This window comes from Enterococcus sp. SMC-9, from assembly GCF_021011285.1.
In the GTDB taxonomy this organism is placed as follows: domain Bacteria; phylum Bacillota; class Bacilli; order Lactobacillales; family Enterococcaceae; genus Enterococcus_C; species Enterococcus_C montenegrensis.
In genome coordinates, this window is sequence record NZ_JAILYE010000001.1 from 466,065 (window position 1) to 487,002 (window position 20,938).

Here is a 20,938-nt window from a genome sequence, read left to right on the forward strand (position 1 = left end):
AAACCAACTAGACAAAATTTTCCTTTTCCAACAATTCCATTAAGTAGACTTTGCGATCTGCTGGTACCTTTCGCAACTCTAATTCAATACCTTGTGAAGCAAGAAATTGAAAAGAGGCAATATCAGCTTGATCTAAAGAGACAAAATTGGTCAACATCTTCTTTCCAACAGTAAATCGCATTCCACCAATGTTAATTGAAGTCAACAAAACACCGCCGCGAACCAAACGTTCAACAGCATTAGGATCGGTAAACAACAACATAACTTTTTGATTAGCCAATAAATCTTCATGATAAAGTGTAATCATCTTATCAACACTAATCACATTTGACTTGATTCCTGGTGGGGAAGCTTCTTGCAACAAAAACCGACGTAACTGATCTTGGGCCACCTCATCTGATACAACTAGAATGCGTTCAATCCCGGTTTGTTTGGACCAGGCCGTCGCAACTTGTCCATGAATCAGACGATCATCAATGCGCGCTAAGGCAATATCAATGCTCACAAGCAACCCTCCTACTTAATAAAACTGAGCAGCAAAAATTTTAAACTCTGCTCACGCCAGAGTATTCACCTCCTGTGTCACCTATATATAAGCAAGATGTGTGCCAACTTCAAAAACGATACACAATTTTAAAAATCCTTAATTATAAAGAATAATCTATGAAAATTTCGATACACAAAAAAACGACACACTTTAACACAGTGTGTCGTTTTTTGTGTATTGTATTTTAATTACGTTTTTGGTGATACAGTCTTTTCTTTTAACTCTTCAATGCGCGTCTTCAATACTTCTAAAACATAATATTCTTCTGCCGGCGGAACACCTAAGCGTAACATTCGCCCAAAAGATTGAATATGATTATGCACTTGTTCGTAAATTGGATCAGCAGTTAGTTGCTGTTCTTCTTCTTTTGTTACGGCAAGCGGCTGCTTTAATACTACTCGTTCCAACAAACCCGCTGTATGCAAAGCCAAGTTGACTTCTAAACCAAATTCATGATCACTTAATCCAACATCTTCCACCAGATTTGAAACAAAATCCCAAATGGGTTGAGCAAGTTTTTCTCCATTAATAAAAGTAAAATTCTCACTAATAAAGCGTTTGATCAACTCTACAGCCTTTTCTTCTTGCATTGCTTCATTTGGATATGAAAGCAGCTGTTCACTATCCAATAGTAGTCGATTTAAAATCGCTTTGACATCTTGATTGATAAAACGATCTAAAGGAATAAATGGCGCATTAATCTTTGGATCGACAATTCCAGTTGCCGCAATTAAATTATAGTCTGTTTGAATTTGCCGTAATTGCTCTGGCAATGTAACTACCGATTGCGTAATTACTTGCAACTGCTTTTGTTCACCACTTAAAGAACGTTGAATAATTTCTTTGATTCGCTGGGCGGTACCCTCTCCTGAAGCACATACTGCCAAAATAGCAGTAGGTTTTGCTGCAGTAACATTATTATTTTGTTGTGGTGACATTAATGTATAACCACTAAATCGATGTAATGATTCAAACAGACTATCTAAATCCGTTCCTAAAACAGAAGCTTTTCGCACTGTTTCTAAAACAATTGCCGTTGTCACCATATCGATTGTCCGTACTTCAACACCCGTATTTTGGGTAATTTCATTACCAAACGTTGCCAATGAACCCATGTCCACTAATAACATGACCCCAGAACCATCATCAACTTCGGTAACGGCACGACTAACTTTTTCCAAGGCAACTTTTGGCGGCATATCAAGAGGCATGTCTACAGCTTGCACTTGATCAATATCTAATAATTGCGTTACCACTTCCACCATACTCGTAGCTGTGCTATTGCCGTGAGCCGCCACAACAACTCCGATTTTGCCATCTTGTTGGTTTGCGCGTAAAGAAATTAGCAAAACTGCCAAGTAATAATCTTCACTTTCAGGAATTTCGACATGAAAACTTCCACTAATATAGGTACGAATTTTTTGAGCAATTTGAAATTCAGCTGGAAAACCGGCTACCATTTGACGAATATTGTCATTTGTACTTCGTTCTTCGCCATGTTCTAATTTTTTCAAAAAAGAACTAATGTGCAAACTCATAGCATAGACAAAGTTTTGCTGAAAAGCATAGCCTAATTTTTCCTGTACCATATCATAAATATGATTCGTCGTATCAATCACTTTTTGATCAACAAATTCAGCTAATTTATTATCTGCATTAAAAGCAAAACCATGATTTTTATAAAAAGATTTCAAATGAACATTGATATCTGTCGAAATAAAGTGATTAATCGTTTCTTGATCTAGTCCGTCGGCTTTTAATAATGCAGCTTTATCTCCGATGATATCGTACAAATTATACGGTAATTCATACGTATCTTGCTGGATTAAAATCATTTGATCATTTGGCGTAATTACAATTTGAGGATCTAAAATTTTGGATAGCTCATTTAAGATTTCTCGTTTATTGGCCAATAATAGTAATCCCGAACGAATCCCTTCTGGCAAGTCCTCAATCGTGATATTCATTTCATCACTGTTCATATGATTTAAAAAGCCACGGGCACAAACAAGTTGGACATTTGATTTCAATTGTCCAATGTTGCCGTAACTAACGCTACCAATTAAAGCCTTAACCACATCTTCTGATAAAGAAATTTGCCGATCAATCCGACCTGCTTCCTGGGCGACCATCACCTTGACTAAATCAACTTTTTCACTTGCTGGCCGTTGATCAAATGCCGGCAACTGAATATTAATCGGAATTCTACGAACAAAAGTATCTAATAAAGACGAACTTGGATCTTCTGTTGTCGCGCCCACAATGCGCACGTCAGCCTTATGATTTTTACTACTTTCACCTAAACGAGAAAAAGTCCCATGGTCCATAAAATAAAAGACCATTTCTTGACCTTCTGGTGGTAAGCGATGAATTTCATCAAGAAATAACATTCCCCCATCTGCTTGGTCAATAATCCCTGTTTTATCTTGCTCTGCTCCAGTAAAAGCACCCTTTACATAACCAAACAAATGGCTCATTAAAAGCTCAGGATTATTAGCATAGTCAGCACAGTTAAAAACAATTAATTCTTTTTCCTTGTCAATTACCTGACTGGTGACAGCAAAACGAAACATCGCATGAGCAAAATACGTTTTACCTGAACCAGTAGGGCCTGTGATGAGACAATTTAATCCTTTTGGTGGATACAAAATTGCTGCTTTTGCTTGTTCAACAGCATTTTTCATACTGCCATTTGAACCAATAATTCGTGAAAAAATATCACCGAACCGTAATTCTTGAGGGATACCCTGCTTTTTTTTAGGGATGCTAAATTCTTTATAACTCGCCACGTGCTCATTTTTAGGATAAGACGCTTGATTTATCTCATTTTCGTCTATTGCATCATCTAATTTTGCAACAGTATAGCGAACAGGTCGGCCATCAATTTTAAGCAAGCGTTGCGCACGGACTAATTTATTTAAATCCTTACTTACATTTGTTCGCTGCAATACAAGACCTTCTGCCACATCATTTGTGGTGAGTCCCGTTTGAAACTGATCGTTTGTTGCAACAAACTGATAAACACGTTCAATTCTCTTGGTCATTGAATCTCCTCACCTTACTTGTGCTAGTGTGTCATCTGTGTTGTTTCATTATAACTTTTTTCCTTTAAAGCGCAAACTAAAAAGCCATTTAAGCTATAAGCACCTTAAATGACTTCTCTACTATTATGTTACTAATAATTAAATACCCAAATGGGGCATAGCTAAAATAAATGAACCGACAAAAATTAATAATGCCGCTAATTGAAATGTTTCCGATTGCACTATTTTTTGTTTCGTCACTTGTTTTTTTATCAGGGCAACCCCAAACAATACAAAACCAAAGATAAAACTGCCAACACCAATTAAACTCATTGCTCCACTCCTTTAAAACAATACCATTTTTAATATATTAACAAATGGCTTACTAATTTACCCTAGTCTAACAAAGATTCCGTCACTTAACCGGCGTTTAAACTATCAAGTGTCGAACATTTTTGTAAGATGACACAAGTGCTTTTCCTTTACAGCAAGAAAAAAAGTGCTAAGATAAATAGCGTAGTAATTTGACCTGTTAGTCAAGGGGTTTAAGACGCTGCGTTCTCAGCGCGGAGACACGGGTTCGAATCCCGTACAGGCTATTAATAAAAGACTTACGCAATTTTCAGCGTAAGTCTTTTATTTTTGATAAGCAATAAAGTCTGCAGGTAGACGAGGTACTTCTTGTAACGCTTTTTGTAGCCATAAAATATCGTACCATTGATTAAATTTGTAACCCACATTAGGAAAATTACCGACTTGTTGATACCCTAGTTTTTCATGAAATTTGATACTAGCACTATTTCCCGCCGTGACACAAGCTAGCAATTGTACGACATTTTGTTTGTACAATTCCGCTTCTAGAGCTTGGTACAAACGTGTCCCTAATCCCCGACTCTTCTCACCTTTGGCTAAATAGATTGTTACTTCACAGCTCCAATCATAAGCAGACCGCCCTTTATAAGCACCAGCATATGCATAACCTACAATTGCCCCTTCTTTTTCTGCTACTAGATAAGGATAATGAGCTAGCGTTTGCTCAATCCGTTTTTCAAAATCTGCTAAAGTAGGAACTTCATATTCAAATGTGATAGCCGTTTCTTTTACATACGGCGCGTAAATCGCTAGGATTGCTGCGGCATCTTGCTTTGATGCAATACGAATTTTTTCTGTCATAGGAACCCTCTTTTTTTACAGAGCGTAGCACATTATATTTTATTTCTGCAAGTTGTTTTTGACATGTCGTGTCAGTTTCTAATTTATCAATTTTACGTTAATCGCTTTTTGCTGCCCCTTTTGATTGGTAGCAACCTCATAGGTTACTCTTTGGCCGGCGAAAAGCACCTTATCTGAGGGCATTACAATATCATCTTGATAAACAAACATATCCTGTTTATGGGCATTTACTAAAAAACCATAGCCGCCTTTTTCATTAAAAGATTTAACAGTTCCTTCCAATGGATTAACCTCTTTTCAACATAAAACTCCAAACCATAACTTATAAAACTACAAAAAAAGTGTCGGCATCCATTCGAATACCGACACTTCATTTTTAATTAAGCTTCTTTCGCTACTGGGTAGACAGACACTTGTTTTTTGTCACGGCCTTTACGTTCGAAACGTACTACGCCGTCAACTTTAGCAAATAAAGTATCGTCGCCACCTTTACCCACGTTTACACCTGGATAAATTTTAGTACCGCGTTGGCGGTAAAGGATTGAGCCACCTGTAACAGTTTGACCGTCCGCACGTTTAGCGCCTAAACGTTTAGATTCAGAGTCACGACCGTTAGAAGTAGAACCGCCACCTTTTTTATGCGCGAAGAATTGCAAATTCATTTTCATCAACATGAGATGCACCTCCTATTTTTCTGTAATCGTATTAATTTGAATAAACTCACTGTTTTCGGCTTCAATTGACTGTAAACCTAACAACAAATTTTCTAAAAGAATTTGTTCAATGTTAGTTTGTTCTTGAGTTAAACCTGACACGACATCCATTTTAAGATAGCCGCCTTCAGATTCGTTTGCTTCAACTTTAGGTGCAACCCCAGCTAAAGCATCAATGCCGTTAATGGTACTGATTGCTAGCGCAGAAACACCAGCACAAACAATGTCACTACCATATGGCCCAGCTTCGGCATGCCCTGTCAATGTGAAAGTAACAATCTGGCCAGAGTCATTGCGTTTGAATGTCCCTTTGATCATTAGTGCGACCTTTCTCGCAAGTATTAAGCGTTAATAGCGTCGATAACCACTTTAGTATATGGTTGACGATGACCTTGCTTGCGGTGAGAGTGTTTTTTAGGTTTGTATTTGAAAGTAACAACTTTCTTTTGTTTACCGTGTTTTTCAACAGTTCCTTCAACAGTTGCGCCTGCAACAGTTGGAGCGCCAACTTTCGTTGATTCGCCACCTACTAAGATAACTTCGTCAAAAGTCACTTTGCCGCCAGCTTCAACGTCTAATTTTTCAACGTAGATTGCTTGACCAACTTCAACTTTAACTTGTTTACCACCAGTTTTGATAATTGCGTACATGCTCTAAAGCACCTCCTTATAATATACTTAGACTCGCCATCCCAAGTGACATAATGTGCTTAATACTTGTTCTGAGCGGTTGTAGCTGTGGAGTCCACAATTACAACATTTACACTTTACCAAAAAATGAGCGTGACGTCAATTAGTTTTCTTCTAAAAGAAAAAGTAAATTTTAAGCTTCATAAAAAACATAACTTTTCATTATTATAAACGAGTAGCGTTATACTAAAAATAGGAGGGATAAAGATGGAGTATCCAAAAGAACTGGTTAAAATAGTCAATGAGCGTTCAAAAAATTACGCCTTGGAAGGCTTTGTTACAGGCAGTGGTCCACTAGATCCTAAATTAATGATTGTTGGTGAAGCTCCTGGCCGCAAAGAAATTGAAAATTTAATTTCCTTTAGCGGACAAGCGGGAAAAGAATTAATGGCGTGTTTTGCAAGTGTTGGACTAACAAGAGAAGATGTTTATATTACCAGTGCGCTTAGAAGTCGCCCTTATAAAATAAACGAGCGAGTCAATAAAAAGACAGGTGCCAAAGAGATTGTTTACCCAAATCGCACGCCCTCAAAAAAAGAAGTTTTTGCCCATGCACCACTTTTAGATTATGAAATCAAAGCAGTAAAGCCAAAGTTAATCGCAACACTAGGAAATATCGGCCTAAAACGTTTATTAGGAAATACTTACACCGTTAGTAAATTCCATGGTCAAATAATCAAACACCCGATTCAAATGCTAAATGAAAAAATGGAAAGCTACGTTTGGTCTAAAAAAGATTACACAATCGTTCCCCTCTTTCACCCGGCAGCCATTTTTTATAACCGTAAATTAGCCCCTTTAATAAAAGCCGATTGGCAAGTCATCGGTCAATTGTTACAAACAGTCGATAATAACTAATTTTAAAAATAAAGACTATAAAACTATCTTTAATAAGTAAAAAACGCAGCTACCGCTTTTTAACTGACTATTGCTAACCTGTCAGAAAAACGATAGTTGCGTTTTTAAATATTAACTTCTTCTGCCTCTTTCTTTAAAAGACCGGTATAAAAGTCATACCAAATTTCTCCTACATGGGATTCAGAATAATAATTGGAAGCATCATGAGCAAGACAAGCATATTTTTTTAATAACGCTTCGTTTCTTTGCAATGCTTTAATATCCTGATTCATTTCTTCAAAATCATCTGCTCCAAGATAGTAGCCGGAAATAACGGATTCATACAGCGCTAAATTGCGGACCATTACCGGCGTTTGACAGCTAAAAGATTCTAAAATACTCATCGGAAATAATTCGTTATAAGAAGGTAGCAAGAAAATATTGGCCATATTATAATAATCAACCAACTCGCTGCGATCAATAATGCCTGTAAAGGTTAAATTAGCAGGTGGATTTTCATAAACCTCTTTATATTCTTCATAGCCATCCGTTATTTTGCCAAAAGAAAATCCCCCCACCCAAATAAAGGAAACCTCAGGATTCTCTTTTGCTAAACGAATAAAGTCATCTACACCTTTACGCTTTTGAATTTGTCCCACACCTAAAACGACAAATTTGTCTGGTTTTATTTTATGACTTTGACGGAGCGCCAATTTTTTTTCTGGGGACATTTGGTAGAACTCTTCTGCTGAAACAAAATTAGGAATATAGCTGATTTTTTCTGCGGGTATTCCGGCTTTTTTCAACTCAGGAATAAAGTTAGGATTTACAACTACCAATTTGTCCATCCGCCGATAAAAAGATAACACATACCAATTAAAAATCTTTTGAATCGGCTTGGCTAAATGAATGCTTCCTTCCAGTGTTTCAGGTAAAAAGTGAACGTATCCCACGGTAATACCACGACGTCTCTTAAAAAAGGTCGACAAATAAAACTCCGGGTTAATTGTGTGGTAATGGGAGATGTCTGATTTTTTATAGGTATTGATTTGTACGTCAAAATCATTGCTAAAACGCGCCTTTAATAACTTGATTAACTCATTATAAGCACTTCCCACCCCTTGGCCTTTAATCGTGTCGGCTCGAGAAAACATGGTAATTTTTATCATAATAAAATCCCTTCAAATCTAATTTATAAACTTGCTTGTATTACTCCTCTTATACCTTAGTTAAACATCAGCTGAACAAGCAATAAATAAAATACGGCATTAAAACGTATTTCATAAAAAAATTCAAATCCAAAAATTTCTTTTTAATCTAACGACAATTATAGCATAAGCTTCTTGGGAATAAAATCAGGCTAAAGCCCGACTTCTCGCTTGCGCTATCCCATACAAATGTTAAAATTTAATTAAAGAATAATTTTTCTAACGAAAAGAGGATGGCGATGAAAAAGATATTGTTTCCCCTGCTACTAACTGCGGCTTTGTTATTATCAGGCTGTCGCGAAAAAAGTACAACAGACGTAACGCTAGCAACAAGTTCAAACAATACAAAAAAAACAACAGCCACGAGTATCGATAAAAATCCCGACTTATTAATCAATCAGGCTCAATATCAACAACTAGCTGAAAAGACAGGTGCGACCAAAGCTAAATTAGTTGGTACTAAAGAATACGACGTCACTTTAAAAGATGCCAATTGGGAAAATGTGACGATTACCAGCGATGAATGTAAAATCATTAAAATCAAAGATTATAAAGATAAACAAAACAAGGAATACGAAGGCTATGTTTTAATGCATTTTACAATTGAAACTGGCGATACTGCGGTAAATGTCGCCCCTGAAAAAGGCGTTTTAACTACCAATACCAGTGGGCAAACGACAGGTAATTTAGCGATGGACGAATTTGGTGGAAAAATCCCTGCAAATAAAACCGTGACCGGAACCGCAGCTTATCCACTAGAAAAATTGGCAGACGCCGATGACGTTACCACTATTGAATTGAAATTTACCGGTAAAAAAGCCAACGCCACGTCTTCAGAAAAACAAACTACACATGACTATGACTTTATTTTAAGTAAAAACCGTTAATAAAGCAGAATATTTTTCATTTTTGGCCACTGGGCTTATACTGCCGCTAGGAGATGATCGTATGAAACTACACATTACCAATGAAGCTGCTTTTTACTTAGCAGATAAATTAGCCGGCAGCAAATCTTTCATATTAGCTTTAAATGACGGTTCAAATCAATTTTCATCAGCCCAGGGATGTTGTATGATTGGGGATCGTTTTTTGATTAAACCCATTAAAGAAAAAATAGCGCCTTTTAGTGAACAGCTACAAAACGAGCAATATCAAGTGTATATATCCGATTATGAAAAAAACTTTTTGCCCCATAACATCACATTAGATCGTAGTGGTAGTTACGGTAATTTCGTTTTACGTTCTGATGAAGGAATATTAGATATGAATGTAGCTTTTCAAACAGCAGAATAAAAACTTATCTGGCAGGTAAACACCATGGATTAAATTCTTTTCGTGTTTATCTGTTTTTTTGCATTTAAGCCATACGTATGTTCACTAAACTACAAGCAATATCTTCGAAATGCGACCGCGATGATGCTACCCTTGTATTACATCAAACACAGGAGGGATTATTATGAAAACGACAAAAGAAGAAATTTTAGCCCGCCGAATAGACGCTTACAAGCAATCACGTGAAAAAATCATAAAAAAAGCTTTGCAAGAAACGACATCAGAAAGAAAAAATAAATCGCTGCATTTTAAATTTGTCCGCCACACAGCTCACTAAACAAAGAACGCGGCAATCATGTTGCCTTGGTTTCAAATTATTAATCAGTCTACTTTTAATCCAAAAAGAAAAACCGCTAGAAATATTAATTTCTAGCGGTTTTTTAGCGTCACAGGAGGGATTCGAACCCCCGACCGTCCGCTTAGAAGGCGGATGCTCTATCCGGCTGAGCTACTATGACATAGCAACAAAGTTCATTATAGAAAACTGACCACCTAATGTCAATCAGTTTTCTTAATAAATACGTTATTTTTTCGCCGACCATAAAAAAGTTTGAATTAATCGCATAACCGTAGGATGAACAACCAACTGGCTATGTTTCGCATTTTCGGTCACAAGAAACGTTTGATAACTTTGACTGTCGCCATAAATTAGTCCCCCAGCCAGAAGACTTGTAACAGGTACAGTCCCGTCAGAATTCCCATCGGCAACATTTCCAGCTACACTAACAACAGAAATTGTCTTAGGCAAACGCTGTTTATTATCCAAATAGCGTTTTAAAACATCACTGACTTTTTTTACTTCATTAAAAGTCGGTGTCATTTCATTATACTTCCATCCCACATCGTTAAATGGCGTTCCTAAAAATAAAATTTTATTTGGCTTGGGATCAATTGACAAAGAAACATACTCCAAATAATCCGTCAAAACCAACCCGCCATTGGAGTGGCCAAGAAAATTATAATGTTCAACACCATATTGGTGCTGAACATAGGCAATTGCTTTTTCATACCATACTGCTTGTTTTGGGACGGTCTCTTCTGAGCTGTCAGCAAAACCAATGACGATAATCGGCTGACTGGCTTTTTGTGATAACTCACCTTTAATCGTTAATTGGCCATTTGTCTGCACCGTGATTTTCAAAACCTCGCATGCAGTTGTCTTTTGCAATTGGACAATTAATTTATCAAAACGGTCCACCGTCGCACCCGTGCCTGGGACCATTACTAATGCTTCATTTTCCAATGTAATCGGTACTTTTCTATCCTCTGCTTTAGCATTTACGTGAAAAGTATTTAATAAAAAAGCCAACAATCCCAACCATAAAACTCCTTTTAACCATTTATTTGCCATAACGAGACTACCTCTTTTTAGTTTAAGATAGACTGTCTAGCTTAAATGGAAATTAAACTAAAAAGAAATCGTTTCTTTTTCTTTGGTAATTAATAAAATTCCATCACCTAAAGGCACTAAACTTGAAGTTAAATCTGGATGTGTCATCACGACATCTAAAAATTGATTTAATTTACGATGGATGCTGCGATTTTTCCGCGGAATATCTTCCACTGGATCTAAAATCGTGCCACCTTGAAAAACATCATCTACCATCAATACTCCGCCAACTTTTAATAAACGTATACATTCTGGTAAAAATGCAATATATTTTGACTTTGCGCTATCCATAAACATAAAGTCATAAGGGCCTGTTAATGTAGGTAAAACTTCAGCAGCATCGCCTTCTATTAAGGTCACTTTTTTTGTTAAACCTAATTTTTCATAATTTGCCTTTGCTTCTTTAATCATTAAATCAAAGCGGTCAATCGTCGTTACATGACCTGCTCCCACGTATTGGGCCATCAGACTAGAAGAAAAACCAATAGCTGCACCAATTTCTAAAATTTCTTTTGGTTTTATTTGCCCGAGTAAAAATTGCAAAAAGACAACTGTCTCATGGGGAATTATCGGTACCCGCCTTTTGTGAGCATCTTCTTCTAATTCACCCAATTGCCCCGTCAAAGGCTTTTGTTTAGTTCGCATATAATCAACGAGCCGTGCATCCACGACCGGTCTGTCCATCATTTCATTTAACAAATTCTCCACCTCGCTTTTGTCATTATACGAAGGAACAAAAAAGTCCGCAACCATTAAAATTAATAGTCGCGAACTTGTCTATTATGTATAACGTGTTCGACCAAATGCCAAATCGTCGTTAATGTGATGAAGCCAGCAATTAGCCAAAATATTTGTTGTACCAAATCCAAAAGTTCGCGGGAAACAAAATGCCCCAAGTAAGGTAAGTGAATAACTGGCTGTCCAATTAAATTGCGACTACTTACATAGCCGATTTCCATTTGTTCGTTGCCGTCTCCCTTGGTGTAAAAAACGTGATTTTTTTCTTTGGCAACTACGCGACGCGTTTGGATGCTTTCTCCTTGGTTCACGTAATACGTGACAACTTCTCCAACATAAATACTCTCTGGTTCTACTTGACGTACAAAAATCAAACTACCTTTTGGATACGTTGGTTGCATATCATTATCTTTTACAATTGAAATTGTCATCCCAAAAAGATGCGGCAATAACGTAATCAACAAAGCCAGTGCCATTACAATTGTCACAATAACTGAACCCAATAGGCCCATCTGCTTGAAATTCGTCATGCCACACCTCCTCATATAATTCTTTTTAATTTTTAATTCCAACGAAATTATATCACATATCGTCCGTTGTTTAAAAGCGTCCGTCTTCATTTTATCCATTTTTGTTAGAAAGTTATTTTCTTTTTAAAATAAAATGAAAAATAATTTCCACTGCTTGTTGACCCTAGTTTAAATAACAATTAAACTGAGGTATAAACGATAATAAATATAATTACAGGCTTTTATACTTATTAAAAAAACATCGTTATTAAACATAATAGTAAAATTCATTTATAAAAACATAAAAAGAACTACGATATTTTTAGACAACTATCCTTATAATCTGAAAGGAATTTCAACATTATGAAAAGATTAGATAATGAAAATTTAAAAAAGTATAATAAAAAAATTATCTGGATTCCTTATTTTCTTGTTATTATGACTTTTATTGCAGTGGGCATTTTTTTTGTGCAAGCACTAAATGCCCCCTTCTCACAATCTGCGATGGCAGAAATAAAAGATACTTGGGTCTATTACGCCAAAGATGACCCCATCACATTATTTAAAAGTCGTTATGTCAAGCGGTTAAATAGTGTTGCACCCAACGAAACCATGGTAATGGAACGAACGATGATTCGTAAAGTTTCTAATCCAACCTTATTAATTCAAGGAAATCATCAATGGTTAAAAGTCACAGTCGACGATAAAACCGTCTATGAACACAGCCAAAAAACGGTGACCCCAACTTTATTAGGCAAAAAAAATCCCGGCAATATCATGACAGAAGTGCAATTACCCAAAAACTATGTTGGTAAAACATTGCGGCTTGAAGTCAGTAGCCCGTATAAAAATTATGCCGGTATCCCCGCCCGTGTATTTATTGACGATGCAGATTCTCTTTTATCCTATGTTGTATCGGTTTCCTTGCCCCAAATTCTAATTCTAATTGTTTGCACGTTTATCAGTCTAGCCATTATGGTCTTTATTGGTTCTGAATTAATTAAACAAAAACGGCTAAATTGGGAATTGATTTTGTTAGCTTGTTTTGCCCTCACTATTGCCTTGGAGGCTGCCGCTGGAGATATTTTAGCGGGATTGTTATTTAGTCCATTAGTGAACTCAACGATGGCATTACTTCTGGCCATTTTTACGCCAATATTTCTAATTTCTTATTATTGTTTAAAAATGAAAAAATGCCAACAGTACTACCGACTATGGGTAATTTTTCATATTAGCTTTGATTTATTAATTTTACTTTGGGCTGTTTTTACTAAAATTGATTTGCCAGAAGTAAAATTTTACATTGATGCCGCTAATATTTTTGGCACCTTAGCAACTACCATTGCTGCAATTACTGAAGCCCACCAAAAAAATCGTTTTTTTGTCATTTGCACACCTTGGATCGTCTTAGTTGCCATGGCCCATTGTTTTATTTATATCACCAGCGTCTCACAGTCGAATTTTTATCTCGTCAATATTTCGGGTCTTTTATTTGCCGTGATCCTATTGGTCATTTTCATTTATACCTTAGTTGAAGGTCTAACCGCCAATGAACAAAACAAGCGCCAAATGCATTTTCTAGAACTGAAAACAGAGCTTTTGGAGGACAATCACACAGCTGTTGTTGGTCACCTGCAAGAGTTGGAACAACTCCGTCAAGAGTTCAAACAAAATTTACTGCTAATCAGCGATTTAGGCGAAGACGGCAATTTACCAGCCGTCAATGAATACTTAGCTAAGCTTCTAGATGAAACCAATCAATTGAATATTATCGGTGATTTTTCTGCGCATACTTTAACAAATTTAATCTTGAGTCGCTATCAAAAAAATGCAGACAAAAAAAGTATCACCGTTTCCTTTAGTGCAGATTTACCACAAGATTTAAATGTGGCTGATGATGATTTAAGTCAAATTTTAGTGCACCTTTTAGAACATGCAACGCGGGAAACCTATGCGATTCACGACCCAAAAGAACGACAGATTCACTTGCAAATTCACTGTATAAACGAGACATTACAAATTCACTGTAGTCATACTGCCCATTACCATACCAATATTTTTGACCGCAGCATTACCACTGATTTTCCTCAAAAAGAGGCATTGGATTTGTTTGCCATTGAGAAAGTTGCCAAAAAATATCGTGGTCAGCTAACACAACTACAAGATGACAATCAAGATAAAATCAGCTTATCCTTATCCCTTAATGTTTAAAATAATTTTGACTTGCATTTTTTGGCATTTGCCATTAGCATAGAGACAGTCGGATTAGTATTGAAATTATGGTTTAGAGAGCCAATGTTTTGCTGAAAATTTGGTACCCACTGATTTTTTGAACCTCCCGATGGCAATGATTATGAAAATAATCGGGTTAAGGCCCTTATCCTTGTTTTTGAGCTGGACTGTAAAACAGTCAATAAAGGTGGTACCGCGAAATTCACGCATTTCGTCCTTTTTTAGGATGGAGTGCGTTTTTATTTTGCCTTTTTATAACCAAGGTCAAAAAAGTAACTTATTTAGGAGGAGACACTATGTCTGAACAAAAAAATGATTTTACTGAATGGTATTTAAAAACCATTCAACAAGCCGAATTAATGGCTTACTCGCCTGTTCGGGGCTCAATTATTTTTCGCCCTGACGGCTTTGAATTGTGGGAACACATTCAAGAAGAATTCAATCAGTTTTTAAAAACCCAAGATATTCGTAATGCCTATTTTCCAATGTTAATTCCAAAAAGTTTCTTTATGAAAGAAGCAGACCACATTGAAGGCTTCGCCCCTGAGTTACCCTGGGTAACTGAAGTTGGCGATGAAAAATTAGATGAACCTTTGGCACTACGCCCTACTTCTGAAACAATGATCGGTTCTGCTTTTTCTGATTGGATTAACTCTTATCGCGATTTACCTTATGAAATCAATCAGTGGGCTAACGTTTTCCGTTGGGAGAAAAAAACATTGCCATTCTTACGCACATCGGAATTTTTATGGCAAGAAGGGCATACTGCACATGCAGATGAAGCTGATGCCAGAAAACGGACAATGGCTATTTTAGATGAATACGCTCGTTTAGCCGAAGAATTTTTAGCCATTCCGGTTTATAAAGGGCAAAAAACGCCTTCTGAACGTTTTGCCGGTGCTGTTGATACGTTTTCAATTGAAGCGATGATGCAAGATGGTAAAGCTGTTCAAGCAGGGACCTCTCATTATTTAGGCACAAAATTTGCTGAAGCCTTTGATATTACGTATTTGACAAAAGAAAACAAACACACCCATGTGCACACAACCTCTTGGGGTATGTCAACACGTTTGTTGGGCTCATTAATTATGACTCACGGGGATGAAAAAGGCTTAGTCTTTCCACCAACAGTTGCACCAACTCAGATTGTTTTAATGCCAGTTGGTCCTTGGAAGAAAAATCCAGCCATTATGGAAAAATTAGACGCATTATTTGCCACCTTCAAAAAAGCTGGTTACCGCGTTCGTCTTGATGATACGGATAATTCGCCAGGTTATAAATTCAACGAGTGGGAATTAAAAGGCGCTTGTTTGCGGATTGAATGCGGTCCTCGTGATTTGGAAAATGGTCACGTAATGGTAAAAGTACGCGACTTAGCTGAAAAAAATACGGTCACCTTTGAAGAATTAGATGCTTACGTAGCTGAGCAATTAGCTATTATGCCAAAACGCTTATTAGAAAAAGCCAAAGCACGCAATAAAGCAAACGAACATTATGACATTAACACCTTGGATGAATTAAAAGCTCACATTGAAAAATGTAATGAAGCCGGCACAGTTCCTGGTTTTGTTTTAGTCGGTTGGGATGGTAGCGAAGAAACCGAAGCCAAAATCAAAGAAGAAACTGGTTTTACAACCCGTAATATTCCCTTTGAAGTTCCAATGGAAAAAGAGTTTGACTTAGTGAGTGGAAAACCTGCAAAACACACTTTATGGATTGCCCGCGCATATTAAAAAATAGTTTAGATAACTAAAGGTTCTAGTAAGAAGTCATCGCGACTTTTTACTAGAACCTTTATATTTTTATTAATAAAGTAATTCTAAAAATTCTTCTTGCGTAATATTCCCAAAGTATTTTTTTACGTCAATTTTTTCAACTGCTTTTGTTAGTGCTTCTTTTTCATATTTCACACCAACGAGTGCTGTTTCAACATCTTTAATATCACCTAAACCAAAGAAATCACCATAAATTTTAGCCGCGGTAATGATTCCTTTTTGAACATTTAAACGTACTTCAATTGAGCCGATGGCAAAACGTTTACGGCGCTCCAAATCAAATTCTGGTGAGCGGCCGTAATTCCAATCCCAATTGCGATAGTAATCTTTTGAAATTTGATTGATTTTTTCCCAATCATCGGCAGTCAACTCATATGTTTTAACATCTCTTGGGTCGGTAACACCAAAGACTTTCAACAAAATTTCTTGCCGGAAATCTTTCGTGGTCATGTTTTGTTTATCTGCCGGCAAGAAAGGTTTCACATTGGTTACCCGAGAACGAATCGACTTAATTCCCTTTGATTCAATCTTATCTTTGCGAACTTTTAAAGCATTAACGACTTCGTTAATATCACTATCAAACATAATGGTTCCATGAGCAAACATTCTACCATTTGTCGCATACATCGCATTACCAGAGAATTTTTGATCATCAATCACCAAATCATTGCGCCCTTTTAATTGGGCACCTTTAACCCCCATCTCTTGTAAGGCAGCTACAATTGGTTTAGTTAATTTTTCAAAGTCTCTAAATGAATCTCCATCATCTGGCATAATGAAGCTAAAATTCAAATTCCCTAGATCATGATAAACAGCCCCACCACCACTTAAACGACGAACTACATGGATACCGTGTTCCTCCACGTATTCTTGATTAATTTCTTCGATGGTATTTTGATTGCGTCCAATAATAATGGATGGTTCATTAATATAAAACAATAAAATTGGCTCGGTTAAGGGATACTCCTGAACCAAAAAATGTTCAATTGCTAAGTTTACTCTTGGGTCATTGTTTTCATTTGGTACGAAAATCACAATACATCCTCCTCGTTGTTGACGACACATTTTTCTTGAACTTCAGCTTCATCCTTAAATCAAAAATTCTTTACCTATAGCTGCTAATTCAACTGGTACTGCTCCTGAGGCAACTTGGGCTTGCTCTTTTAATAATTGTAAGTCCCCAAATTGCGGCAAGTGTGTTAAAACCAATTTCTTAACATTCGCATTTTTGGCAAAGGTGCCTGATTCTTGCGCTGTAAAGTGAGCTTTGTGATGTTCGTGGCCGTTAAATAAATACGTGTCGGCTAAAAAGAGGTCCGCATTTGTCGCAAATTCATTGAAGTCCGCTAAATAACCCGAGTCACCAGTGAATACAAATACTTTACCTGTATCATTTTCTACAAAGCGCATTGCATAACAAGTTACAGGATGAATCGTCTTCATAAATGTAACAGAAAACGGTCCCAAGTCCAACTGTTTTGATTCGTAATAAGGACGACCTTCTGATACATCGGGCATTGTTAAATCATTAAAATGAAATTCATCTAAAGTATGACCGTAAATTGGCAAAATTTTCTTGTTTTCCGCTGGAAATAGTTGAAAATAATATTGTAAAACACCCAAGTCTGCAATGTGGTCGTGATGATAGTGAGAAATTATAACAGCATCCAATGCTAGTGGATCTAAGTGTTTTTCTAATTCCACCAAAGTAGTGCTACCACAATCTAGCAATAAATTAAAATCCTTTGTTTGTAACAAGTAACCTGTAGTTCCTTGTCCTTTATAAGGATAGGCGCCTAGACAGCCTAAGACAGTTAATTTCATTTTCTTCACACCTTTCTTTTCTTTTATGCTAGCACAATCTTTTCTTTTCATGAAATAATAGCTGTTTTAAGACTCCTTTTTCAGCAATAAAAAAAAGACTTTACCAGCAAATCATCTTCTTTTAAAAGTTTGACCAAAAAATAAACTTAAAAAAAACATGACAAAACTGGAAAGTCTTTTTACATTCTAATGAAACAATCCCACAGGATATAAATTAATAACTACGAATAGCCTTAACTGCCTCATCGTCCAAACGACGAACAACTTCCGTTACTAATTTAACTGTATTTAAGTAGTCGTCCTCGTGAATAATTGAAGTATGGGAATGCAAGTAGCGCACTGGTACTGTAATGGCAAGAGAAGGTACGCCATCACGAGTTAAGTGCATTTGCCCTGCGTCTGTTCCCCCACCGGTAATAACCGTATATTGGAAAGGAATTTCTAATTCTTCTGCAACATTTACAACAAAGTTCAATAATTTTTTATGTGGTACCATCGAAGCATCAAAGATTAGAACTTGCGGACCTGCACCCAATTTAGAATCGGCTTCTTTTGGCGTCATACCTGGTGTATCACCAGCCGTACCGGTATCTAGTGCAAGTGCAATATCTGGGTTTACTAAATGTGTGCTGGTTCTTGCACCTCTTAAACCTACTTCTTCCATGACATCACTACCAGCAAAAAGACAGTTTGGGTGTCCTTCTTTTGCTAAGTTTTCCAAAACACGTAATGAAACAGCCGTACCGACACGATTGTCCCATGCTTTTGCTAGTAAAAATTTACCGCCGTTTAAACGCTCATATTCAATATATGGCGTAATCATATCGCCTGGACGAATGCCCCAATCTTTTGCTTCTTTGAGACTTGTTGCGCCAATATCAATGAACATATCTTTAATTTCATAAGGTTGTTTTCGGGCTTCTGGAGTTAGGACATGGGGTGGTTTACAACCAATCACACCGCGAATTAATTTGCCCGCTTGTGTTTTAATTTCTACTTGTTGGGCCAACATCACTTGGCTCCACCAACCACCTAATGTTTGAAATTCAATAAAGCCTTGCTCGGTGATTTTGGTCACCATAAAGCCAACTTCGTCCATATGACCAGAAATAAAAATTTTCGGGCCACCACCTTCACCTACGTGTTTTGCAATAACACTACCTAAACCATCAAAAGAAATATCTTCGGCAAACGGGGCAGCGTATTTTTTAAAGACTTCACGTACTTCATCTTCATTGCCTGGTACACCTCTAGCTTGGGTTAATTCAATTAGTAACTGCTCTTCACTTTTGTCCATCTCAATTGCAACTCCTAGCATTATTTATTACGTCCTTGATTATAACACGGGGCATATAAAAACAGTAGCTGGGACATTAATATAATCCCAGCTACTGTTTTTAATAAGTGGTGTTCTAAATGTAGCTTTGCCACCAACTGCCGTTACAAATTATTTAATTGTTTCTGGATTTTGATTTTGCCAATCTTGTGAATAAAAATAATTATTCAAGTGATAGCTTGGCTGGGCTGTTTTTTCTTCCAAAAACGGTTGAATATATTGATCTGCTGCTAACCATCCGCGCCAGCCTAAATGGATAGTATCTGTCATAAAATAAGGCTCCTGATCTTTATTGGTGAAATCAGCAATTTGATTAAAGCCTTGAGAACGTAATTGATACGTGATTTTTTTGCTAAATTCCTGCAGCATATTTTGAGATAAGCCTGTATATTCGCTCCATTTCCCGTTAATTGGCGGAATAATAAAGAGGGCTTGTGTATTTTCTTTGGCAAGTTGATCTAAAACCAATTGGAAATCTGAAAATTCTTTTGAATAACGATAATCCCATTTTACCTGTGAATCATTAAATTTAGCCAACCGCGGTTTAATGCGATGCGTATAAAAATTATTTTCAATGCCAAAAGAATTATTCGTCGTAGCTTTTTGACCAATCTCTTTGGCTTGTTCATCTAATTTTTGCTCATTGTATGCAGCTGGCAATTTTTTTGCTTGTTGCTCAATTTGTGAATTTTTTGAAAGTAAGCCGATTTCACTAAAGAGTTCGTCTTCTCGATTTAACATGTTGATATGGAATTTAGCCACATCTACTTGTTTTGTCGTTGGTACTTTACCTTTAGCAATTTCTCTTAACAAAAGCTTCAAGGTTTCATCATGGTTGACTTTACCATAAGCTAACAGACGTTTAGCTAAGTATTTGTCAGTTTCAGAAACTTTGTCTAGCTTAATCGCCCAAGTATAAGTTTGTAATTCAGAAAAATACGCATCAAAATAGGCACGTTTAATCCCGCCTTTGACAAACCACTGTGGCGAAAGAATAAAGACTACTTTTTTATCTTTCAAATCACTACCAAATGACTGCATCATCATGTATTGCGTTAAAGATTGCGTCCCTGGTGCCCCTAGTAAAAAAGGTGTGTAATTTCGATTATATTTTTTGGCTAAAACAGACGGGTGAAAAGGACTGATACGACTTAGTTCAGAAGAACCAAAAAACGGTACATATTCACCAGATTTTACGGCTTCATTTTTAATTGAATTCCCCCGTAAAATATTTCCTGACATGGAGCTGCTAGCTTTTTCCCATAAGCCTTTATCTTCGTCATTAATCTTAAAAGGTGAAAAGAAAAACAGCGCTAGCAGGACCACAGCTGCTATTACCGGCCCAAAAATAGCAAGAAGCTTTTTTTTCATAATTAATTTCCTTTTAATTCAGAAACTTTAGCAATAATTTTATTTGGTGTATCCCATTCTTCGCGGTCAAATTCTGAAACAGGCACTTGAACATCTAGTTGTCCTTCTAATTCAACTAGCAATTGAACCGTTGCCATAGAATCCATTAAGCCCTCATCAAATAAATTTACATCTAAATTTTGTTTTACTTCATCTGTTCCGGTAATTTCTTCTAAAATGTCTAATACTGTGTCTTTCATTA

The 20,938-nt window shown here is 36.7% G+C and carries 23 protein-coding genes, 2 tRNA genes and 1 other annotated feature; of the genes, 7 read left to right on the forward strand and 18 right to left on the reverse strand.

Going from position 1 to position 20,938, the window contains the following annotated elements; genetic code table 11:
- Positions 1-7 precede the first annotated feature (7 nt).
- The 3 genes from K4422_RS02330 to K4422_RS02340 form a co-directional block, all read right to left on the reverse strand.
- A complete protein-coding gene (locus tag K4422_RS02330) occupies positions 8-499 on the reverse strand; it encodes a mannose/fructose/sorbose PTS transporter subunit IIB (protein WP_206903913.1) in 492 nt (163 codons plus the stop codon).
- A gap of 236 nt (positions 500-735) precedes the next feature.
- On the reverse strand, positions 736-3,591 hold the full coding sequence (locus K4422_RS02335) for a sigma-54-dependent transcriptional regulator (protein WP_206903852.1): 2,856 nt from the start codon (positions 3,589-3,591) through the stop codon (positions 736-738).
- A 138-nt stretch (positions 3,592-3,729) separates the two neighbouring features.
- Entirely contained in the window at positions 3,730-3,903 is a 174-nt protein-coding gene (locus K4422_RS02340; RefSeq protein ID WP_206903851.1) for a hypothetical protein, read from the reverse strand.
- 193 nt (positions 3,904-4,096) lie between these two features.
- On the opposite strand from K4422_RS02340, the gene K4422_RS02345 reads away from it, so the two are divergent.
- Positions 4,097-4,169: transfer RNA gene (locus K4422_RS02345), tRNA-Glu, on the forward strand.
- Positions 4,170-4,206: 37 nt separating this feature from the next.
- Here K4422_RS02345 and K4422_RS02350 read toward each other — a convergent pair.
- The 5 genes from K4422_RS02350 to rplU form a co-directional block, all read right to left on the reverse strand.
- The gene (locus K4422_RS02350) at positions 4,207-4,743 is read right to left on the reverse strand and encodes a GNAT family N-acetyltransferase (protein ID WP_230708906.1); all 537 of its coding nucleotides are present in this window, start codon (positions 4,741-4,743) and stop codon (positions 4,207-4,209) included.
- A 78-nt stretch (positions 4,744-4,821) separates the two neighbouring features.
- The gene (locus K4422_RS02355) at positions 4,822-5,025 is read right to left on the reverse strand and encodes a cold-shock protein (RefSeq protein ID WP_206903849.1); all 204 of its coding nucleotides are present in this window, start codon (positions 5,023-5,025) and stop codon (positions 4,822-4,824) included.
- A gap of 98 nt (positions 5,026-5,123) precedes the next feature.
- Positions 5,124-5,417, reverse strand: a complete 294-nt coding sequence (gene rpmA / locus K4422_RS02360; protein WP_016172551.1) for a 50S ribosomal protein L27 — start codon at positions 5,415-5,417, stop codon at positions 5,124-5,126.
- Between the two features lie 12 nt (positions 5,418-5,429).
- Positions 5,430-5,774, reverse strand: coding sequence for a ribosomal-processing cysteine protease Prp (locus tag K4422_RS02365; protein ID WP_173102571.1), 345 nt, complete (start codon positions 5,772-5,774; stop codon positions 5,430-5,432).
- A gap of 23 nt (positions 5,775-5,797) precedes the next feature.
- Positions 5,798-6,106 (reverse strand): 50S ribosomal protein L21, encoded by a 309-nt coding sequence (gene rplU / locus K4422_RS02370; protein ID WP_016172553.1) that lies wholly within the window; start codon positions 6,104-6,106, stop codon positions 5,798-5,800.
- 19 nt (positions 6,107-6,125) lie between these two features.
- Positions 6,126-6,197, reverse strand: a sequence feature (ribosomal protein L21 leader region).
- A 155-nt stretch (positions 6,198-6,352) separates the two neighbouring features.
- Here rplU and K4422_RS02375 point away from each other — a divergent pair.
- Complete coding sequence (locus tag K4422_RS02375) at positions 6,353-7,003, forward strand: uracil-DNA glycosylase (RefSeq protein WP_230708907.1); 651 nt, start codon at positions 6,353-6,355, stop codon at positions 7,001-7,003.
- A 104-nt stretch (positions 7,004-7,107) separates the two neighbouring features.
- On the opposite strand, the gene K4422_RS02380 is transcribed toward K4422_RS02375, so the two are convergent.
- Positions 7,108-8,151, reverse strand: coding sequence for a glycosyltransferase family 4 protein (locus tag K4422_RS02380; protein ID WP_230708908.1), 1,044 nt, complete (start codon positions 8,149-8,151; stop codon positions 7,108-7,110).
- A gap of 278 nt (positions 8,152-8,429) precedes the next feature.
- Between K4422_RS02380 and K4422_RS02385 the strand changes: the two genes are divergently transcribed.
- The 3 genes from K4422_RS02385 to K4422_RS02395 all read left to right on the forward strand — a co-directional run bounded on the left by K4422_RS02385 (position 8,430) and on the right by K4422_RS02395 (position 9,799).
- A complete protein-coding gene (locus K4422_RS02385; RefSeq protein ID WP_230708909.1) occupies positions 8,430-9,077 on the forward strand; it encodes a hypothetical protein in 648 nt (215 codons plus the stop codon).
- A gap of 61 nt (positions 9,078-9,138) precedes the next feature.
- Complete coding sequence (locus K4422_RS02390; protein ID WP_230708911.1) at positions 9,139-9,483, forward strand: iron-sulfur cluster biosynthesis family protein; 345 nt, start codon at positions 9,139-9,141, stop codon at positions 9,481-9,483.
- Positions 9,484-9,646: 163 nt separating this feature from the next.
- Positions 9,647-9,799 (forward strand): hypothetical protein, encoded by a 153-nt coding sequence (locus K4422_RS02395; protein ID WP_230708913.1) that lies wholly within the window; start codon positions 9,647-9,649, stop codon positions 9,797-9,799.
- A gap of 107 nt (positions 9,800-9,906) precedes the next feature.
- Here K4422_RS02395 and K4422_RS02400 read toward each other — a convergent pair.
- The 4 genes from K4422_RS02400 to K4422_RS02415 form a co-directional block, all read right to left on the reverse strand.
- Positions 9,907-9,980: transfer RNA gene (locus tag K4422_RS02400), tRNA-Arg, on the reverse strand.
- Positions 9,981-10,045: 65 nt separating this feature from the next.
- Positions 10,046-10,873, reverse strand: coding sequence for an alpha/beta hydrolase (locus K4422_RS02405; RefSeq protein WP_206903843.1), 828 nt, complete (start codon positions 10,871-10,873; stop codon positions 10,046-10,048).
- 57 nt (positions 10,874-10,930) lie between these two features.
- A complete protein-coding gene (locus tag K4422_RS02410; RefSeq protein WP_206903912.1) occupies positions 10,931-11,611 on the reverse strand; it encodes an O-methyltransferase in 681 nt (226 codons plus the stop codon).
- Positions 11,612-11,670: 59 nt separating this feature from the next.
- Positions 11,671-12,180 carry a signal peptidase I gene (locus K4422_RS02415; protein ID WP_206903842.1) on the reverse strand — a complete coding sequence of 170 codons (510 nt, stop codon included), beginning with the start codon at positions 12,178-12,180 and terminating at the stop codon, positions 11,671-11,673.
- 342 nt (positions 12,181-12,522) lie between these two features.
- On the opposite strand from K4422_RS02415, the gene K4422_RS02420 reads away from it, so the two are divergent.
- Both K4422_RS02420 and proS read left to right on the forward strand, forming a co-directional pair.
- Positions 12,523-14,370, forward strand: a complete 1,848-nt coding sequence (locus tag K4422_RS02420) for a hypothetical protein (protein ID WP_230708915.1) — start codon at positions 12,523-12,525, stop codon at positions 14,368-14,370.
- A gap of 317 nt (positions 14,371-14,687) precedes the next feature.
- Entirely contained in the window at positions 14,688-16,124 is a 1,437-nt protein-coding gene (gene proS, locus K4422_RS02425) for a proline--tRNA ligase (protein WP_230708917.1), read from the forward strand.
- A gap of 72 nt (positions 16,125-16,196) precedes the next feature.
- Here the strand turns inward: proS and K4422_RS02430 are convergent, their stop codons facing one another.
- The 5 genes from K4422_RS02430 to dltC form a co-directional block, all read right to left on the reverse strand.
- On the reverse strand, positions 16,197-17,201 hold the full coding sequence (locus K4422_RS02430; protein WP_206903840.1) for a lipoate--protein ligase: 1,005 nt from the start codon (positions 17,199-17,201) through the stop codon (positions 16,197-16,199).
- A gap of 54 nt (positions 17,202-17,255) precedes the next feature.
- The gene (locus K4422_RS02435; RefSeq protein WP_230708919.1) at positions 17,256-17,990 is read right to left on the reverse strand and encodes an MBL fold metallo-hydrolase; all 735 of its coding nucleotides are present in this window, start codon (positions 17,988-17,990) and stop codon (positions 17,256-17,258) included.
- 214 nt (positions 17,991-18,204) lie between these two features.
- Positions 18,205-19,287: a M42 family metallopeptidase gene (locus tag K4422_RS02440; RefSeq protein ID WP_206903838.1), complete on the reverse strand. Its 1,083-nt coding sequence runs from the start codon at positions 19,285-19,287 to the stop codon at positions 18,205-18,207.
- Between the two features lie 150 nt (positions 19,288-19,437).
- Positions 19,438-20,697 carry a D-alanyl-lipoteichoic acid biosynthesis protein DltD gene (gene dltD, locus K4422_RS02445; RefSeq protein WP_230708921.1) on the reverse strand — a complete coding sequence of 420 codons (1,260 nt, stop codon included), beginning with the start codon at positions 20,695-20,697 and terminating at the stop codon, positions 19,438-19,440.
- A gap of 2 nt (positions 20,698-20,699) precedes the next feature.
- On the reverse strand, positions 20,700-20,936 hold the full coding sequence (gene dltC, locus K4422_RS02450) for a D-alanine--poly(phosphoribitol) ligase subunit DltC (RefSeq protein ID WP_016172567.1): 237 nt from the start codon (positions 20,934-20,936) through the stop codon (positions 20,700-20,702).
- Positions 20,937-20,938 lie beyond the last annotated feature (2 nt).

What these genes read in the sequence shown, in the direction of transcription:
- K4422_RS02390 (WP_230708911.1), top strand. Translation starts at nt 9,139, where the DNA reads ATGAAACTACACATTACCAATGAAGCTGCTTTTTACTTAGCAGATAAA.
- K4422_RS02395 (WP_230708913.1), top strand. Translation starts at nt 9,647, where the DNA reads ATGAAAACGACAAAAGAAGAAATTTTAGCCCGCCGAATAGACGCTTAC.
- K4422_RS02435 (WP_230708919.1), bottom strand. Translation starts at nt 17,990, where the DNA reads ATGAAATTAACTGTCTTAGGCTGTCTAGGCGCCTATCCTTATAAAGGA.
- K4422_RS02415 (WP_206903842.1), bottom strand. Translation starts at nt 12,180, where the DNA reads ATGACGAATTTCAAGCAGATGGGCCTATTGGGTTCAGTTATTGTGACA.
- rplU (WP_016172553.1), bottom strand. Translation starts at nt 6,106, where the DNA reads ATGTACGCAATTATCAAAACTGGTGGTAAACAAGTTAAAGTTGAAGTT.
- K4422_RS02440 (WP_206903838.1), bottom strand. Translation starts at nt 19,287, where the DNA reads ATGGACAAAAGTGAAGAGCAGTTACTAATTGAATTAACCCAAGCTAGA.
- K4422_RS02350 (WP_230708906.1), bottom strand. Translation starts at nt 4,743, where the DNA reads ATGACAGAAAAAATTCGTATTGCATCAAAGCAAGATGCCGCAGCAATC.
- K4422_RS02340 (WP_206903851.1), bottom strand. Translation starts at nt 3,903, where the DNA reads ATGAGTTTAATTGGTGTTGGCAGTTTTATCTTTGGTTTTGTATTGTTT.
- K4422_RS02420 (WP_230708915.1), top strand. Translation starts at nt 12,523, where the DNA reads ATGAAAAGATTAGATAATGAAAATTTAAAAAAGTATAATAAAAAAATT.
- K4422_RS02405 (WP_206903843.1), bottom strand. Translation starts at nt 10,873, where the DNA reads ATGGCAAATAAATGGTTAAAAGGAGTTTTATGGTTGGGATTGTTGGCT.
- dltC (WP_016172567.1), bottom strand. Translation starts at nt 20,936, where the DNA reads ATGAAAGACACAGTATTAGACATTTTAGAAGAAATTACCGGAACAGAT.
- proS (WP_230708917.1), top strand. Translation starts at nt 14,688, where the DNA reads ATGTCTGAACAAAAAAATGATTTTACTGAATGGTATTTAAAAACCATT.
- rpmA (WP_016172551.1), bottom strand. Translation starts at nt 5,417, where the DNA reads ATGTTGATGAAAATGAATTTGCAATTCTTCGCGCATAAAAAAGGTGGC.
- K4422_RS02385 (WP_230708909.1), top strand. Translation starts at nt 8,430, where the DNA reads ATGAAAAAGATATTGTTTCCCCTGCTACTAACTGCGGCTTTGTTATTA.
- dltD (WP_230708921.1), bottom strand. Translation starts at nt 20,697, where the DNA reads ATGAAAAAAAAGCTTCTTGCTATTTTTGGGCCGGTAATAGCAGCTGTG.
- K4422_RS02335 (WP_206903852.1), bottom strand. Translation starts at nt 3,591, where the DNA reads ATGACCAAGAGAATTGAACGTGTTTATCAGTTTGTTGCAACAAACGAT.
- K4422_RS02365 (WP_173102571.1), bottom strand. Translation starts at nt 5,774, where the DNA reads ATGATCAAAGGGACATTCAAACGCAATGACTCTGGCCAGATTGTTACT.
- K4422_RS02380 (WP_230708908.1), bottom strand. Translation starts at nt 8,151, where the DNA reads ATGATAAAAATTACCATGTTTTCTCGAGCCGACACGATTAAAGGCCAA.
- K4422_RS02375 (WP_230708907.1), top strand. Translation starts at nt 6,353, where the DNA reads ATGGAGTATCCAAAAGAACTGGTTAAAATAGTCAATGAGCGTTCAAAA.